The 15,666-nt window shown below is 31.0% G+C and carries 20 protein-coding genes; 14 read left to right on the top strand and 6 right to left on the bottom strand.

Annotated features, from left to right (window positions below; all coding sequences use genetic code 11):
* Nucleotides 1-199: 199 nt before the first annotated feature.
* Both H6578_01975 and H6578_01970 read right to left on the bottom strand, forming a co-directional pair.
* The gene (locus H6578_01975) at nt 200-1,018 is read right to left on the bottom strand and encodes a tetratricopeptide repeat protein (protein MCB9225926.1); all 819 of its coding nucleotides are present in this window, start codon (nt 1,016-1,018) and stop codon (nt 200-202) included.
* A gap of 3 nt (nt 1,019-1,021) precedes the next feature.
* Entirely contained in the window at nt 1,022-1,312 is a 291-nt protein-coding gene (locus tag H6578_01970) for an integration host factor subunit beta (GenBank protein ID MCB9225925.1), read from the bottom strand.
* A gap of 110 nt (nt 1,313-1,422) precedes the next feature.
* Here H6578_01970 and mutY point away from each other — a divergent pair, with 110 nt between their 5' ends.
* The 12 genes from mutY to H6578_01910 all read left to right on the top strand — a co-directional run bounded on the left by mutY (nt 1,423) and on the right by H6578_01910 (nt 9,425).
* Nucleotides 1,423-2,511: an A/G-specific adenine glycosylase gene (mutY, locus tag H6578_01965; protein ID MCB9225924.1), complete on the top strand. Its 1,089-nt coding sequence runs from the start codon at nt 1,423-1,425 to the stop codon at nt 2,509-2,511.
* Nucleotides 2,512-2,523: 12 nt separating this feature from the next.
* Complete coding sequence (locus H6578_01960) at nt 2,524-2,988, top strand: single-stranded DNA-binding protein (GenBank protein ID MCB9225923.1); 465 nt, start codon at nt 2,524-2,526, stop codon at nt 2,986-2,988.
* Between the two features lie 22 nt (nt 2,989-3,010).
* Nucleotides 3,011-4,360, top strand: coding sequence for a gliding motility-associated protein GldE (gene gldE, locus H6578_01955; GenBank protein ID MCB9225922.1), 1,350 nt, complete (start codon nt 3,011-3,013; stop codon nt 4,358-4,360).
* The gene (locus H6578_01950; GenBank protein MCB9225921.1) at nt 4,350-4,943 is read left to right on the top strand and encodes a hypothetical protein; all 594 of its coding nucleotides are present in this window, start codon (nt 4,350-4,352) and stop codon (nt 4,941-4,943) included. Before gldE ends, H6578_01950 begins: the two co-directional genes overlap by 11 nt.
* 94 nt (nt 4,944-5,037) lie before the next feature.
* Nucleotides 5,038-5,418: a hypothetical protein gene (locus H6578_01945; protein ID MCB9225920.1), complete on the top strand. Its 381-nt coding sequence runs from the start codon at nt 5,038-5,040 to the stop codon at nt 5,416-5,418.
* Nucleotides 5,419-5,559: 141 nt separating this feature from the next.
* Entirely contained in the window at nt 5,560-6,291 is a 732-nt protein-coding gene (locus H6578_01940) for a hypothetical protein (protein ID MCB9225919.1), read from the top strand.
* Nucleotides 6,292-6,303: 12 nt separating this feature from the next.
* A complete protein-coding gene (locus H6578_01935; protein ID MCB9225918.1) occupies nt 6,304-6,705 on the top strand; it encodes a hypothetical protein in 402 nt (133 codons plus the stop codon).
* Entirely contained in the window at nt 6,665-6,937 is a 273-nt protein-coding gene (locus H6578_01930; GenBank protein MCB9225917.1) for a hypothetical protein, read from the top strand. The genes H6578_01935 and H6578_01930 overlap by 41 nt, the downstream gene beginning before the upstream one ends.
* A gap of 15 nt (nt 6,938-6,952) precedes the next feature.
* A complete protein-coding gene (locus H6578_01925; protein MCB9225916.1) occupies nt 6,953-7,318 on the top strand; it encodes a hypothetical protein in 366 nt (121 codons plus the stop codon).
* Nucleotides 7,319-7,324: 6 nt separating this feature from the next.
* Nucleotides 7,325-7,822 (top strand): endonuclease V, encoded by a 498-nt coding sequence (locus H6578_01920; protein ID MCB9225915.1) that lies wholly within the window; start codon nt 7,325-7,327, stop codon nt 7,820-7,822.
* Between the two features lie 307 nt (nt 7,823-8,129).
* Complete coding sequence (locus H6578_01915; protein ID MCB9225914.1) at nt 8,130-8,834, top strand: SAM-dependent methyltransferase; 705 nt, start codon at nt 8,130-8,132, stop codon at nt 8,832-8,834.
* A gap of 21 nt (nt 8,835-8,855) precedes the next feature.
* The gene (locus tag H6578_01910; protein MCB9225913.1) at nt 8,856-9,425 is read left to right on the top strand and encodes a DUF3109 family protein; all 570 of its coding nucleotides are present in this window, start codon (nt 8,856-8,858) and stop codon (nt 9,423-9,425) included.
* Nucleotides 9,426-9,512: 87 nt separating this feature from the next.
* Here H6578_01910 and H6578_01905 read toward each other — a convergent pair whose 3' ends face one another.
* From H6578_01905 to H6578_01890, 4 genes are all read right to left on the bottom strand, one after another.
* Nucleotides 9,513-11,186 (bottom strand): S41 family peptidase, encoded by a 1,674-nt coding sequence (locus H6578_01905; protein ID MCB9225912.1) that lies wholly within the window; start codon nt 11,184-11,186, stop codon nt 9,513-9,515.
* A 749-nt stretch (nt 11,187-11,935) separates the two neighbouring features.
* Nucleotides 11,936-12,652: a zinc metallopeptidase gene (locus H6578_01900; protein ID MCB9225911.1), complete on the bottom strand. Its 717-nt coding sequence runs from the start codon at nt 12,650-12,652 to the stop codon at nt 11,936-11,938.
* A gap of 32 nt (nt 12,653-12,684) precedes the next feature.
* Nucleotides 12,685-13,248 carry a LemA family protein gene (locus tag H6578_01895; GenBank protein ID MCB9225910.1) on the bottom strand — a complete coding sequence of 188 codons (564 nt, stop codon included), beginning with the start codon at nt 13,246-13,248 and terminating at the stop codon, nt 12,685-12,687.
* A 38-nt stretch (nt 13,249-13,286) separates the two neighbouring features.
* Entirely contained in the window at nt 13,287-13,688 is a 402-nt protein-coding gene (locus H6578_01890; protein MCB9225909.1) for a phage holin family protein, read from the bottom strand.
* 114 nt (nt 13,689-13,802) lie between these two features.
* Between H6578_01890 and H6578_01885 the strand changes: the two genes are divergently transcribed.
* Together H6578_01885 and H6578_01880 are read left to right on the top strand one after the other, a co-directional pair.
* On the top strand, nt 13,803-15,158 hold the full coding sequence (locus H6578_01885) for a TIGR00341 family protein (GenBank protein ID MCB9225908.1): 1,356 nt from the start codon (nt 13,803-13,805) through the stop codon (nt 15,156-15,158).
* Between the two features lie 185 nt (nt 15,159-15,343).
* Nucleotides 15,344-15,574 (top strand): hypothetical protein, encoded by a 231-nt coding sequence (locus tag H6578_01880; GenBank protein ID MCB9225907.1) that lies wholly within the window; start codon nt 15,344-15,346, stop codon nt 15,572-15,574.
* Nucleotides 15,575-15,666 lie beyond the last annotated feature (92 nt).

Here is a 15,666-nt window from a genome sequence, read left to right as displayed (position 1 = left end):
ATAACGACTAAAAACTATCCCACAAACGGAATAGTTTTTAGATAAAAGTTATAATATTACAAACAAGAAGTAAACTCCTTATTTTTTATTTTTATGACGATTTTTTCTCAGTCTCTTTTTTCTTTTGTGAGTTGCTATTTTATGTCTTTTTCTTTTTTTACCGCTTGGCATATCTAAATGTTTTTTATTGTTCTACAATTTATTTTTTTAACTGCTCTATGAGCAAGTCTATATCTTTTTTAAAAGCCTCATCTTCAATTAGTTCCTTACTTCTTTCCAGTTTATCAATGGCATAAGGCAAGTCTCCAATATTTGTAGCCGCTTCGGCAGCTAAAAGCAAGGCCTCTTTATTTTTGGGTTGCAAAGATAATACTTTTTCCAATCTATTTAAAGCTTTATCATATTGTCCTGAAACAATTCCAAATTTTCCTAAAGCTAAATTGGCATTTATATTCATGCTATCTTGCTTTACTACATCCAAAAGCATTGTTATTCCTTGCATTGGCTGTTCGGCATTCATCATATATGCTTCGCCTAATTTTGTTTTTAAATCTAAATCTGTTGAGTCAAATTCTATGGCTTTATTGTAAGAATCAATAGATTTATCTAACAAAATATGATTAAAAGTGCTATCATAAGCACTATTTTGGCTTACGCTATATTGCCTATCACCTGCTAAAACCCAACTTTCTTTAGTATTTTGTATTTCCGCTTTTAAAGTGTGGTAGTATGCCGAAAAATTATACTGTTGCAAACTTTCGTACTGATTTATTAAAGAATCTAAAGCCAAAGTATCTTTATTTTCTTCGGCACCGACAAGCCAACGATTCAAATTCTGCTGAATTTCTGGTGCAAGTGTTTTATTAAATGTACTTATTATTTCTTGGTTTTCTACCACTTCTTGCTTTGTATTGGCTTCGGTAGTGTTATTTTTTGGTGGTTTTATATCTACAAAAATATAAATACCTACCACGGCTATTATACTAACTATAATAGCAATTAACGGAGTTTTATTCATTTATTATTTTACTTTATTGTTCTTTTTTACAATGCCAACAAAAGATTTTGAAGGCTTAAAAGAAGGAATATTATGTGCAGGAATAACAATAGCTGTGTTTTTCTTAATGTTTCTACCCACTTTTTCTGCTCTTGTTTTTACTACAAAACTACCAAAACCTCTTAAATATACATTGTCGCCCTCTTTTAAAGAATTTTTAATTTCTTTAATCATGCTTTCTATTACTACTAAGGTATCTACTTTTGGTATGCCTGTTTCTTCTGAAATCTTGTTTACTAAATCTGCTTTTCTCATATAGTTAGTTTTTTGGTTTAAGTGTTCTTTTTTAATTTTTGAGCTACTAAGTTATAAATTTTATTTTTGTGAAAGGAAAAAAATTTTAACAAAATTAATTAATTTATTAAATGAATAATAAATTTAATGTAAAAACAAATACGTTTTTTATCAATAATCTTCTCCTTTGGCACACAAGATTTAACACAAGAACTATGCCATGGAAAAATGAAAAAAATCCGTACAAAGTTTGGCTTTCTGAAATAATATTACAACAAACAAAAGTAGAGCAAGGATTGAGTTATTATTTAAAATTTGTAAAACAATTTCCTAAAATAGGCAATTTAGCCAATGCTTCTGAAGATGAAGTGCTTAAGCTTTGGCAAGGATTGGGCTACTATTCAAGAGCCAGAAATTTACATTATACAGCCAAATATATAAGCACCGAACTCAACGGAATTTTCCCCAATACTTACACTGAAATATTAAAACTAAAAGGCGTAGGCGAATATACTGCGGCAGCCATAAGTTCTTTTTGCTTTAATGAAAAAAAAGCTGTGGTAGATGGCAATGTAAAAAGAGTACTTTCTCGCTATTTTTTAATAAAAGAAGCTATTGACACTACTAAAGGAAAAAAAATATTTATGGATTTGGCTCAACAGCTAATACCAAACAAAAATCCCGGGGAATACAACCAAGCCATTATGGATTTTGGGGCAACGGTATGCAAACCCAAAAACCCATTGTGTGGCAGTTGTATGTTAAAAGAAAACTGCATGGCTTTTAATAAAAATAAAGTGAGCCAACTGCCTTTTAAAAGCAAAAAAATAGCCACTAAAAACAGATATTTTTATAGTTTTTTTATTGAAACACCCAAAGGCTACATAATAGAACAAAGAGAAGAAAATGACATTTGGAAAAAACTTTACCAATTTCCATTAGTAGAATTTGAGAAAAAGAAAAAACTAAGTAATAAAGAAATAAATAAAATTTTAGCTGCAAAATTTGATATTAATAATGAAGAAATTATAGAAATAAGTAAAGAATTTACACAAAAATTAACCCACCAACTTATTCATATTCAATTTATTAGCATAAAAACAACAGCAACTACTTTGCTTGACAAAGAAAAATATAGATATACCCGAAATTTAACTAACTTTGCCTTTCCTAAAATTTTTATTTTGTATTTACAAAGTAAAAGCCTAATTTTAGAATAAAATATATAACTAATGATTAATAAAGTAACCTTAATAGGTCGCTTAGGAAAAGACCCCGAAGTAAGACATTTTGATAATAATTCTGCTGTTTGCAACTTTACATTGGCTACCAATGAAACTTACACAGATAGAGACGGCAATAGAATAGAACAAACGGAATGGCACAATTTAGCCATTTGGAGAAAGGGATTAATTGATGTTGCCGAAAAATATTTAGGAAAAGGACAACTTATATATGTAGAAGGAAAATTAAGAACCAGAAGTTGGGAAGACCAAAACGGTGCTAAAAGATACTCTACAGAAGTGGTAGTTGACAATTTTAAGATGCTTGAACGCAAAGATGATTCCGGGCAAAATCAAACATCCCAAAGTCAGCAAAGTTCAAATGCACAAAACGAAAACACCACACCACCTACTACTCCTATTGATGAATCGCCAATGGATGATAATGATGAAGCAAATGATTTGCCGTTTTAAATTTATATCTAAAATTTACTAAGTGGAAAGTGAAAGTTTGCCCCCCTCGGAGTTTCTAAATAATATATTTTCTTTCATTTATTTGCAAACAAACATTGCAGATAATTTAAGTTATATCATTGCTTTTTCTGTAAGTATCATCATACTGCTTTTTTTATCCGCTATAATTTCGGGCTCTGAGGTGGCATTTTATTCACTTAAACCCGGGCAAATAGCCGAACTTAAAGAAAGCGATAAAGAAAATCATAAAAGGATAATTAGTTTATTAGAACGACCAAGACAACTACTGGCAACAATACTTATAGCCAATAATTTTGTTAATGTATTAATGATTATTCTCTTTAATTTTTTAATGACTATGGTTTTTCCAAATTTTAAAGAAGAAACCATTGCTTTAATAAACGTAGCTATTTTAACACCGCTTTTGGTATTTTTTGGCGAAGTATCTCCTAAAGTTTTTGCCAGCCAAAACAACCTTTATTTAGCAGAATTAACCTCAGGGTTTTTTGGTTTTTTGCGTACTATATTTTATCCTTTTACATGGCTTTTGGTAAAATCGGGCTTGCTGATAGAAAAGCGTTTTCAAAACATAAATCACGAAATAGATTTAGACGAAATAGAAAAAGCTATAGATTTAAGCACTACAGACGGTAGTACAGAAGAAGATGTGAATATTTTAAAAGGCATAGTACATTTTGGAAACACTACCGTTAAGCAAATAATGGTGCCACGAGTGGATATTATTGCCCTAAAAAACACACTTAATTATGCCGAAATACTGGAAGTGGTAAAAGAAGCAGGCTATTCGCGTATGCCTGTTTACGAAGAATCTATTGACAATGTTAAAGGCATTTTGTATTTAAAAGATTTATTAAATCACTTAGAAGAAAAAGAAGATTTTAACTGGCAAAACTTGGTTAGAGATCCGTTTTTTGTACATGAAACTAAAAAAATAGACGATTTACTTAGAGAAATACAAGAAAACAGAAAGCACCAAGCCATTGTGGTAGATGAATATGGTGGCACAAAAGGTTTAGTAACTTTAGAAGATATACTGGAAGAAGTATTGGGCGATATTAAAGACGAATTTGATTTTGATGCCAATACAGCTTTCAAACAACTCTCGCCCAACAGCTATTTAATGGACGGGAAAATAAACTTAATGGATCTTTGCGAAAAACTTAAACTGCCCGAAGATGATTTTGAAGAAGCCAGTGGCGGAAATGATACTTTAGCAGGATTGATTTTGCAACTTTCGGGCAAACTGCCAAAAAATGGAAATGTTATAACATACAAAAACTATACTTTTACCGTTTTATCTATGGATAAAAACAGAATAAACAAAGTAAAAATGGTAATAGATGAAAATTAGCAAGCTTATTTTTTTGTTCGTTATAGTGCTTTTTTTCTCGTGTAAAGAACCCGTTTACACACCTAAAAAAATAGCTTATCCTCAAATATATATGCCTCATTTAGATAGTTTTGTAACATTTGCAGAAAACTGCCCTTATACTTTTGAGTACCCTAACTATACCACTATAGAAAATGATTCTTTCTTTTTTGACGAAAAAGTAATGTCGGACTGCTGGATAAATCTTGTATATCCGAGTTTAAACGCAAAAGTTCATTTTTCTTACAAGGAAATAGGAAAAGATATAACTTTAGAAAAAGTAATGGAAGACTCGCATGAGCTGGCATACACACACTCAAAAAAAGCAGATTATATAGATGAATTAGAAATAAAAACGCCACACAATGTAGAAGGCAAAATGATAGAAATAGGTGGCAATACCGCTAATAATTTGCAGTTTTATCTTACCGACTACGAAAACCATTATTTGCGTGGGGCTTTATATTTTACCAGCCACCCTAATGAAGACAGTGTTAAGCCCGCCCTCCAATTTATTAAAAACGATATGTTACATGTTTTTGAAACATTTGAGTGGGAGAAGTGAGATTTTAGATAGAGTCCCGAATTTCATAAAACATTTGTTTACAAGAACATCAAAAAAAATGCTTACATTTGGTTTGTGAGTTTAATAAAAGAGAGTGGAAATCGGCAGGGATGCCGACCACGGGGGAAAAATGAATTATATATTTAAAAATAAAGAAGATTGGTTTTATGTAACTCTACAAGAAGAAAATTATAAAACATTAGAACGATTTACATATTATGGCTGGACTCCCACCAAAGTACAAGAAATTATCGATGGTTTAGAAAAAGCTAAAACCAGACCATATGGTAAAGAATATGTCTGGGCAAATGAAGATGTTACCCTAAGAGCAAATGAAAATGGGGTGTTATTAATAGATCAAATGGCACAACGAGGTGGAATGCATGATCCAGATATTATAACATTGCGTCTTACTCATAATGAACTTATTACTTTCTTAAATGACTTCAAAAAATTTATGGAAGAGAATCAGTAAGAAATAAACCTCAGTTATATCAATAGCTGAGGTTTTAAAGCATTCAGCAAATTTTTAGATGAACTACTAGCATTTTTAAGACAAGGGACTGCCTATTTTAATAAGTTAATAGATGATTTGTTTAAACCCGTAGTTAAGTATGTGGTAGCAGATTTAAAAGCCATTTATAATTTTGGGAAAGCAACATTAAAGTTTTTAGATGATTTAGCTATTACCATATTAAGAAATGATGGTTATGCTCCGCAACTTGCTATAGCAGGTGAGTATAGGATAATGCAGCATAACAAAACCATTTGGGAAGGCACAGAAGATGCCATAAAGCAATTTTCTAAAAAAATAGATGATATTGCTAATAATAGAAAGCTTACCCAAAAAGAAGCAAAAGCACAGATTCAGGAATTTGTTGATGAAATAAAAGTTGTCAAAAACATCAAATTACATTATGATGATATTGTAAACTTTAGAAAATTAAAAAAAATTCCTAAATACATATTAGAAGACGGTGCTTCAGGAACTGTTGCGAAAATTGAAATTAATGGAAAAAATTTTTTTGGTATAAACTCATCTTTTGTTCCTGAATCAATATCTTTAAGAAAAAAATGGTTTGATAAGATTAGTTGGGTTCCTCCAAAGAAAAGTGTTCCAAAACATTTAGGATATACCCAGTCATTAACTCATGCAGAAGCTCATTCTCTGATAGAAGCATTTGAAGAAATGGGAAGTTTGCCAAAGAAAGTTATTATGTATGTTGACAGACCCACTTGTAATATTTGTAAAGGAGAGCTGCCTATTATAATGAAAGCAATGGGTATAGAAGAATTAGCAATATTTAGTGGAAACAAAATAGAGCCGTTATTATTAAAATTAAATTAAATAAATTACATTATGAAATATTTATTATCTGACAATGAAGGTGTTGTTGAGGAATTTTCAAAAATCACCCCCCTCCAAAATATATTAAACCAATCTATCGATTATTGGTCACGAGGTACTGGTGATGTAGGAGTTGAAATTTCGAACAATGAAAGATTGATATTTTTTCGAATTACTCAAGGTTTCTTTATTATGTATCATCCAGAATATTTATCTCCAAAAACCAATTCAGATGACTTAGAAATATATACTCATTATATTGGAGGTCAAAAATTTTTAATTCCAAGCACATGTATATGCTCTAAAGAGCAAACATTAGAAATTTTGGAAAACTTTATTGATAAAGGAACTCTTAAGGACTCTTATAATTGGGTTGATTTTTACTCTGAATTGGGGGATTTTCAAGAATTTTAGAGCTGTAAAAATTTTAACAGGTGGCTTATCAGGCACACATGCAGAGGTAAGAGCTTTAAACGAACTTTTGTTTGAATTAGAACGAAAAGGAGAAGTAATAACAGATGTAACATTAACTGAAATTTTAGGTTATAATAAACAGTTTTTAGGAAAATCTAAAACTCAAGTTATGCCTCGCTGTGCAGATTGCTTTTATTTAACAGAATTAGTAAGGATGATAAGCTTAAATTAATAAAATATAAAAATTATGAGTCAAGAATTAAAACAACCAAATAAAATAAGAGTAACATATGATGAATTGGAATGGATTCATTACTCATATGGAGGATATGACTTTTACCATTATAAAGGCAAACCATTTTCTGGATATGCAATTCTAGATTACCACCCCAATGGTAACATAATGTTTGAAGAAGAATACAAAGAAGGAGAACATTTAGGGTGGGATAATGAATATTATGAATCAGGTATTATAAAATACCGTAGGTTAATTATTGGAGAAACTACTTTGGAGACATATGAATATGATGAGAATGGCAATGAATTAGATCATGGCTTGCAAGTGTCAAAAACTTATTTAGAAGAAATGAAAAAGAAGTTTAAGTTAGATTAAAATTTTATGATACTGGCAATTGATGTACATTATAAAGAAGGTAATGCCAAAGTGGTTGGAGTATTATTTAACTGGGAAGATGAAAATCCCAAAGAAATAATAACAACTGAAGTTCATAAAGTTGAAGAATATCAATCAGGGCAGTTCTATAAGAGAGAACTGCCTTGTATTCTTTCTTTGTTAAAACAAATTGATTTATCTATTTTAGAAGTTATTATTGTGGATGGACATTGCTACGTTAGTAATGATAAAAAACTAGGTTTAGGAGGTTATTTATATGAAGCTTTGGAAAGAAAAATTCCTATAATAGGTGTTGCCAAAAAGAGTTTTCATAATACTGAAAAAGTAAGTAATCCTGTTTATAGAGGTAACAGTAAAGTTCCTTTGTTTGTTTCTTCAATAGGAATTGACATAGAATTTATTACAAATAAAGTTTTAAAAATGTACGGGAACTATAGAATTCCAACAATTTTAAAACAATTGGATAGGTTAACTAAAAGTTGAGAATAAGTTGTATATTAAAACGAATATACTTTACGTTTTGCTATTGTATTTTTGTGCCTATTACAATTATCAATTAATATGAAACCACAAAATATACTTTTAAGTTTTCCGCGCAGTGGCAACACTTGGCTGCGTTTTATTATTGAGCATACTTTTCTGTGCTGTCAGAAGTTTCCTTCTGACAATTTGTTTACAAAAACATCAAAAATATTTCTTACATTTGGTTTAAACTTTAAGCAAGTTAAGTGCAAAATCAAGTAGCATATTATATAAATTTAAGTGTAAAAAATTACAAATTGACAATAAAATGAACCCCACCTTATATATAATTCCTACAACACTTGGCGGAAATTTGGAAACCATACCTCAGTATGTTATTAATTTGGTACAAGATTTAGATGTTTTTGTGGTAGAAAATTTAAAGACAGCTCGCAGGCACTTACGCAAAATGTCTTTCACTAAAAATTTTGATACAGAAGTTACTTTCTTTGAATTAGACAAGCATAATCCTTCATTAGAAGATTTATTAAATTTTTTACTTAAACAACAAAACAATAATAAAAACATAGGCTTGCTTTCTGAAGCCGGAAACCCTTGCATAGCCGACCCGGGTGCGGGTGTAGTAGAGCTGGCTCATCAGTTAAACTTTCAAGTAAAACCTTTAGTGGGCCCTTCATCTATATTAATGGCATTAATAAGCAGTGGATTTAACGGACAGCATTTTACTTTTAATGGATATTTGCCCATAGACAATAAACAAAGGAAAATAGCCATAAAAGAATTAGAAAGTAAGGTTATAAGAGAAAATTGTACGCAAATTTTTATGGAAACACCATACAGAAATGAAAAATTGATAGAAGAATTAATAAACACACTTCATACAGAAACTAAACTGTGTATAGCCGCCAATATTGGCGAAGAAAATGAGTTTATACAAACCCGCTTAGTTAAAAACTGGAATAAAAGACCTAATTTACATAAAATTCCAACGGTGTTTGTGCTGGGAAAGTAATGGAGAATTAGAAATTATAAAATGATAATAATAGACGATAAAATAGTAAGTGAAGATGTAGCAAAAGAATATTTTGCTTGCAATTTAGCTAAGTGCAAAGGTGCGTGCTGTGTAGAGGGAGACAGTGGTGCTCCTCTTGAGTTTGACGAGCTTGATGTAATAGAGGATTTAGTAGATAAAGTAAAGCCATACTTAACTCAAGAAGGCATTACTGCTATAGAAAAAGAAGGTCCTTTTTATTTAGACAAAGAAGACGGCACTATGAAAACTTCGCTAATAAATGGCGGAGCTTGTGTTTTTATTAATTACAAAAACGGTATAGCCTACTGTGGTATTGAAAAAGCATGGTTAGATAAAAAAGTGAGTTTTAGAAAACCCGTTTCTTGCCATTTATACCCCATACGCATAGAAAAACTCCACAATTTTGAAGCCTTAAACTACGAAGAATGGGATATTTGTAAACCTGCGTGTAGCAATGGCAAAGAACTAAAAATACCTATTTACAAGTTTGCTAAAAATGCCATTATTAGAAAATATGGCGAAGAGTTTTACCAAAAATTAGAGGCTACTATTCAACATTTAGAAAAATAATTTTATAGCATTTTACCATTGTGAAAACGAACTAAACGCCATTCTTTTGCAGAAAGAAATCTCTTTTATAAAAAAACTCTATATTTTTTACTGCTTAGCTTGCAATAAATCGTTATAAGCTTTTGAGTCATTTAAAGTTTCTAAAGCTTTTTTAATTTCTTTATCATACACAAAACCATTTTTAATAGCTCCTTCTCTATAAAAATATCTGGTTACTATTTCTTCTTCCAAAAATCTTCTAATCTCATTTTTTTGTTTCTGCAAGTCTTTTTCTTTATCGTGAGCTACTTTTGTTTTCAGTGCCTCAAATTCATCTTGCACACCATCAAAATAATCTTCTTTTTCGGCAGTTTCTTTAAATTCTTTCAGCAGTTCTTCGCTGTCGGTTACATAATCATATTCTTTATCTTGTAGCCAGTTCACAAAATCTTGATACTCCGTATCTGATAATCTAAAATCTTCGCCATCTCTCAGTTCTGCATTTTTTAATTTATACAACGTAGCATATTCAAACATTAAATCTTTTCTCAGCAAACTAACCGTTATGTCGGTCAGTGGTTTTACTTCTGTAGTAATATCCGGATCTACTCCTCCACCATCATACACCGTTCTGCCATTATGGGTTTTAAAAGCCACTTTTAATGAATCGGGTATTTTGCTTACCGCTCCGTTTTCATCTCTTTCGGCATAATTAATAGCTTGTATGCATCTTCCACTTGGTATATAATATTTTGCGGTGGTAACTTTAAGTTGGGTATTATATTCTAATTTTCGGGTGGTTTGCACTAAGCCTTTGCCAAAAGTTTTTTGCCCTATTATTACTCCTCTGTCTAAATCTTGAACAGAGCCACTTACAATTTCCGATGCCGATGCAGAGCTTCGGCTGGTAAGCACCACTAAAGGTATTTCAGTGTCTGTAGCACTATTTAAAGTGTTAAATTCTTTTTCCCATTCTTTAATTTTCCCTTTTGTAGTTACTACCAATTGTCCTTTAGGCACAAACACATTAACTATGTTAACCGCTTCGTGCAAAAGTCCTCCGGGGTTACCTCTTACATCTAATATTACACCTTTTAAATTAGGCGTTTTTTCTTCTAAGGCTTTTAAAGCATCTTGAACTTCTTTTCCTGCATTTTGAGTGAAATTGCTCAATTTTATATAACCTACATCGTCAGATGCCATGCCGTAATACGGTACATTATTCACTTTTACTTCTTCTCTTTTTATTTCAAAAGTCATTTTTTTAGTAGAACCATCTACCTGCGGACGTAAAACCTCTACCGAAATAGCTGTACCCGGTTCTCCTTTTAGCAGTTTTGACACTTCTTCAGAGTTTTTTCCTTTTACATTTATGCCGTCTATGGTTTCTATTTTATCTCCTGCTTTTAGTCCTGCTTTATCGGCAGGATAATCTTTATAAGGCTCTGTAATAACTATATAATTGCCATCATTTTTAATAAGCGAACCAATGCCGCCATATTTTCCCGTGGTTTGAAATCTATAATCTTCTATTTCTGCTTCCGAATAAAAATTAGTGTAAGGATCTAAAGATTTTAGCATAGCATCTATACCTTCTCTCATAAATTCATTAGGCTCTATATCATCTACGTAATATGAATTTAACTCTTTATAAAGTGTGGCAAAAATTTCTAAGTTTTTAGATATTTCAAAATACTCCGTAGTGCTTGACGCGGCTATACCAAAAATAAAAACTACCAAAAGCAAAATTGCTAATTTGGTTTTAGTGAACAATTTTTTCATAATTCAAATTTACTATAAAAACGAAAGTAAGAACAAAAAATTAAAAAGCCCACTAATCATTTTAATTATTTAGTAGGCTTTTAACAATTCTTATTAAAGATGCTGAATGACTATCCGTAAAGATACCCATGAAATATTTTACATTAACTTTTCTTCTAAAGAAAAGTTACAAAACTTGCCTGACGGCAGTCAGGGAATCGCACTAAGTTTTCAGCGACCCATTATAATCTCACAGGTATTCGGGATTCCATATAAATTTTTCCGTTTCACTACAAAATTTTATGGAATGACGCCCCTGATATGATGATTTTTTTGAACTTTTAGTTCAAAAAAATCATCACTCCGTTCTTCAAACAGTTTAATTTTTTACGGAGTTTTCGGTTAATGGGTGCCCCACTTACAAACTTAAGGTGCACTTTTTATCTGACCTTAATCAAAAATACGTTAAGAAATGATGAAAAACAGATATCCAAAATGAATGAAATTATAAAACAATAAACAGACAAATTAGTATGCTCCTACAAATAAAAATACTTTAGGAAAACTAAAATTGAGCATACATTAATTTGTCCTCGTCTGTTTTATAACATTTTAGTGTTTTTGATTACAGTCTTGATTTTTTGTTACTTTTGTATCAAGACAAAAGTAAAAGACCACAAACTGTAATTCATATTACTTAAACGTCCCAAATGCTGCCTTAAAGCATAAATTATTGGTATAATAACGAATAATCATTAGATGCTGATTTCTTATCTTCTATCTAAAAATATCATAAGTAAATAAATAAACTGAGCTACAGATGCTAAAGCTGCAACTACATAAGTCATAGCCGCCCATTTTAAGGCATCTTTTGCTCCTTCATATTCTGCTCCTGTTCTGCCTGCTATACCACTTGAATCTATATATTCTAAAGCTCTTCGGCTGGCATCAAACTCCACAGGTAGTGTTACCAAAGCAAATACCATAATGGCTGCTTGAAAAACTACGGCTGCCAAAATAAAATATTTTCCAAATGAAAATGTAAACAAACCAAACATGGCAGCCATCATTACATACTGCATTAAATTTGAGCTTATGCTTACCACAGGTACTAATTTACTTCTCATTTCAAGCCACTGATAGCTTCGGGCGTGCTGCACAGCGTGTCCACACTCGTGTGCGGCTACTGCTGCTGCTGCCACACTTCTACCTTGGTAAACCTCCGGACTTAAATTTACAGTTTTGTTTTGTGGGTTATAGTGGTCTGTTAGTTGTCCTTGCACTGACTGTATAGTTACATCTGTTATCCCACTATCTCTTAGCATTTTAGCCGCCACTTCTGCTCCTGTTAAGCCAGAAGATAATGGCATCATAGAGTATTTTTTAAATTTGCTTTTAAGCCTGCCACTAACCAGCATACCTATAAGCCCGAAAACCATAGATATAGCAAATAATACGATATATGGATTGTTTAATAAATTATTCATTGTTGTTTTCTTACTTTTTTATTTTTTCAATTTTATGTATTACCAAAAAGAGATTTTACATCTACATTTTCTCTTTCTACCTCCGGTATTTCAAAGAAAAGTCGTTGTTTTAATCCCATAAATTTTGCCATAATGTTGGTTGGAAACATTTCTACGGCATTATTAAAGTCTGTTACGGTAGAATTATAGTTTTTTCTTGCCCCGGCTATTTCAAACTCTACATCATTCATAGTGTTTTGAATTTGCATAAAGTTTTGGTTAGCTTTCAAATCGGGATAACGTTCTACTGCCACCATTAAACCACCAATAGCGGTATTTAGTTTGTTTTCTACAGCCACTTTTTCATCTACCGACAGATTTGGATTCATGGCACGGCTACGCAATGCTGTAATTTCTGTCAGTAAATCTTTTTCGTGTTTCATATAAGCTTTTACGGTTTCTATAAGGTTTGGTAGTAAATCATGGCGTTTTTTTAGTGCCACATCCATTCCCGAAAAAGCTTCATTTACATAGTTTTTCTTTTTTATTAAGCCATTGTACATCATTACTAATGACAAGACTAATACTATTATAACGGCTAAAATTCCTATTCCCATAATTTTGTGTTTTTTTTAGAATGACAAGGTACTAAAATTTATTTATTATCTATGATAATAACTTTGCCTTTATCAGAATTGTAGTCTATTGCTTTAGGTTTTGGCTTTATTAAATTATTAACTACACTGGTTATTATAGACATTAATATGCTAAATAATAATGCCCACCAAAAACTATCTACCACTAAACCCTCCATAAAATAATCGGCTATCATAATAATACCTGCATTTATAACTAATAAAAATAGTCCCATGCTAACTATAGTAGCCGGTAGTGTAAAAAACACTAACAATGGTCGCACAAAAGTGTTTAACAAACTCAAAACCAAAGCTATAAGTATAATGTATAAAAATCCTCCATTAATATGTATGCCACTTAATACAAAGGCTAATAAGGCTATAACTCCAGCGGAAATAAGTGTTCTTAAAATAAATTTCATTTGTTTTAAATTTTATAGTTGTTGTACAAAAATCATTCTAAATAAAAAATATGTCAAATTGTCATTAGTTGAAATTATACAATAAAGTATATCTTAGCAAAAGAATTTTTATTTATGGATAGAATTTTTGTTGCCATAAGGCTATTTTTAAGAGAACGATTCACTTTTGATGACGACAAAGATAACGAGTTTGAAATAGTAAACTCTATCCGAAAAAGTGTAGCTTTTAAAGGAACTAATTTGTGGCTGTTAATTTTTGCCATACTAATTGCATCGGTGGGTTTAAATGTAAACTCAACCGCAGTAGTAATAGGTGCCATGTTAATATCGCCATTAATGGGTCCTATAATGGGATTAGGTTTAGGTGCTGGCATTAATGATTTAGATTTAGTAAGTAAATCTACCAAAAACTTATTAGTAGCCGTTATATTTAGTATTATTACCTCCGCTTTATATTTTTTTATTACCCCTATTCAAGAGGCTCAGTCAGAACTTTTGGCAAGAACCTCCCCCACTTTTTGGGATGTGCTTATAGCTCTTTTTGGTGGTTTGGCGGGTGTAATAGCCGGTAGTAGCAAAGATAAAGGAAACGCCATACCCGGTGTAGCTATTGCCACAGCTTTAATGCCTCCGCTTTGTACGGCAGGCTATGGGCTGGCAACTTTTAATTTAAACTATTTTTTTGGTGCTTTATACCTATTTTTTATAAATAGTGTAATGATTGGAGCTTCTACTTATGTAATAGTTCAATTTTTAAGATTTAAAAAAGCAGAATATTTAGATGCTCAAAAAGCCAAAATGGTAAATAGAGTTATCTATCTTTTAGTGGCTTTAACGGTTATTCCGAGTATATATTTTGGATATAATATAGTTAAACAATCTGCTTTTGAACTTAACGCCAATAATTTTATTAAAACAGAATTTGCTAAAGAATCTTATTATGTAATAAAACAAGACATAATATATAACAGAAGAAAAAACAATGAAATAGACTTGTATATAGGTGGCTATATGGACTCTTTAGAAATTGTTGAAAAGAAAGAACGCATGAAGAATTATCATATAGATGAGTCTTGCACTTTAAATATTAAGCAGGGAAATCAGTTGTTGGACATGATGAAACAAGGAGAACAAAAACTTAATCAAAAAGAACTGCAATACGCCAATGAAATAAACTTGAAAGATTCTGTAATAGCCGGGTTAAATAAAGAAATAATAAATAACCGCAATGCTTTTTATGCTACTAATAAAATAGCTGAAGAGTTAGATATATTTTACCCAAATTTTAAAGCTATGTCTATTTCTGAATCGGAAATTTATAATGAAACCGACTCTACAAAAACACTTACAAACTTAGTGTATTTAGAAACTGAAAATAGAGTAAAAAATAACGAAACGGAAATTATTGAAAATTGGCTTAAAAAACGTTTAAATACTGATAAAGTGAAATTAGTAATTAAAGAGGATTAATCTTTTATCCCGATTATGAATATATAATAGTCCAATTTTGGTTACTACACCTTATAGTCTAAATGTATTATACAAACTTAGGATTGGTATTAATACACAAAACTCATGTTAGCAGAAATGCAAAAAAAGCGTTGTCATTAAATCGGAATATTTAATTTTTCGTATTTTTGGAGAAAGTATAATTTATGAGTATCGCATTAAAAAACACAACCATTGATAAATATTTTGGGTTTTTAACAAGGCTTGATAATGTTACAAAAAAACGTTTAATTGTGAAATTAACTGAGTCAATAGAAGTTAAAGAGAAAAAACAATTTGACTTAAAATCGCTTTACGGAGCTTGGGAAGACTCAAGAACTTCCGATGAAATAATAAACGATATAAGAAACTCTATAGTTGAGAAAAACAAAAGATAAATCATATTAGAAAATCAAGTAAGAAAAAAAATGAAAAATAATATAATTATAGATGGAGCATTCTTTTTTAGAAGAAGTTTACATTCATCGGA

Source organism: Chitinophagales bacterium (assembly GCA_020635995.1).
Taxonomy (GTDB): domain Bacteria; phylum Bacteroidota; class Bacteroidia; order Chitinophagales; family UBA8649; genus JAFMKE01.
Note: the sequence above shows the minus strand (reverse complement) of the source record. Positions and strands in the feature narration are given on the sequence as shown.

What these genes read in the sequence shown, in the direction of transcription:
- H6578_01975 (MCB9225926.1), bottom strand. Translation starts at nt 1,018, where the DNA reads ATGAATAAAACTCCGTTAATTGCTATTATAGTTAGTATAATAGCCGTG.
- H6578_01970 (MCB9225925.1), bottom strand. Translation starts at nt 1,312, where the DNA reads ATGAGAAAAGCAGATTTAGTAAACAAGATTTCAGAAGAAACAGGCATA.
- mutY (MCB9225924.1), top strand. Translation starts at nt 1,423, where the DNA reads ATGAATAATAAATTTAATGTAAAAACAAATACGTTTTTTATCAATAAT.
- H6578_01960 (MCB9225923.1), top strand. Translation starts at nt 2,524, where the DNA reads ATGATTAATAAAGTAACCTTAATAGGTCGCTTAGGAAAAGACCCCGAA.
- H6578_01950 (MCB9225921.1), top strand. Translation starts at nt 4,350, where the DNA reads ATGAAAATTAGCAAGCTTATTTTTTTGTTCGTTATAGTGCTTTTTTTC.
- H6578_01935 (MCB9225918.1), top strand. Translation starts at nt 6,304, where the DNA reads ATGAAATATTTATTATCTGACAATGAAGGTGTTGTTGAGGAATTTTCA.
- H6578_01925 (MCB9225916.1), top strand. Translation starts at nt 6,953, where the DNA reads ATGAGTCAAGAATTAAAACAACCAAATAAAATAAGAGTAACATATGAT.
- H6578_01920 (MCB9225915.1), top strand. Translation starts at nt 7,325, where the DNA reads ATGATACTGGCAATTGATGTACATTATAAAGAAGGTAATGCCAAAGTG.
- H6578_01915 (MCB9225914.1), top strand. Translation starts at nt 8,130, where the DNA reads ATGAACCCCACCTTATATATAATTCCTACAACACTTGGCGGAAATTTG.
- H6578_01910 (MCB9225913.1), top strand. Translation starts at nt 8,856, where the DNA reads ATGATAATAATAGACGATAAAATAGTAAGTGAAGATGTAGCAAAAGAA.
- H6578_01905 (MCB9225912.1), bottom strand. Translation starts at nt 11,186, where the DNA reads ATGAAAAAATTGTTCACTAAAACCAAATTAGCAATTTTGCTTTTGGTA.
- H6578_01900 (MCB9225911.1), bottom strand. Translation starts at nt 12,652, where the DNA reads ATGAATAATTTATTAAACAATCCATATATCGTATTATTTGCTATATCT.
- H6578_01895 (MCB9225910.1), bottom strand. Translation starts at nt 13,248, where the DNA reads ATGGGAATAGGAATTTTAGCCGTTATAATAGTATTAGTCTTGTCATTA.
- H6578_01890 (MCB9225909.1), bottom strand. Translation starts at nt 13,688, where the DNA reads ATGAAATTTATTTTAAGAACACTTATTTCCGCTGGAGTTATAGCCTTA.
- H6578_01885 (MCB9225908.1), top strand. Translation starts at nt 13,803, where the DNA reads ATGGATAGAATTTTTGTTGCCATAAGGCTATTTTTAAGAGAACGATTC.
- H6578_01880 (MCB9225907.1), top strand. Translation starts at nt 15,344, where the DNA reads ATGAGTATCGCATTAAAAAACACAACCATTGATAAATATTTTGGGTTT.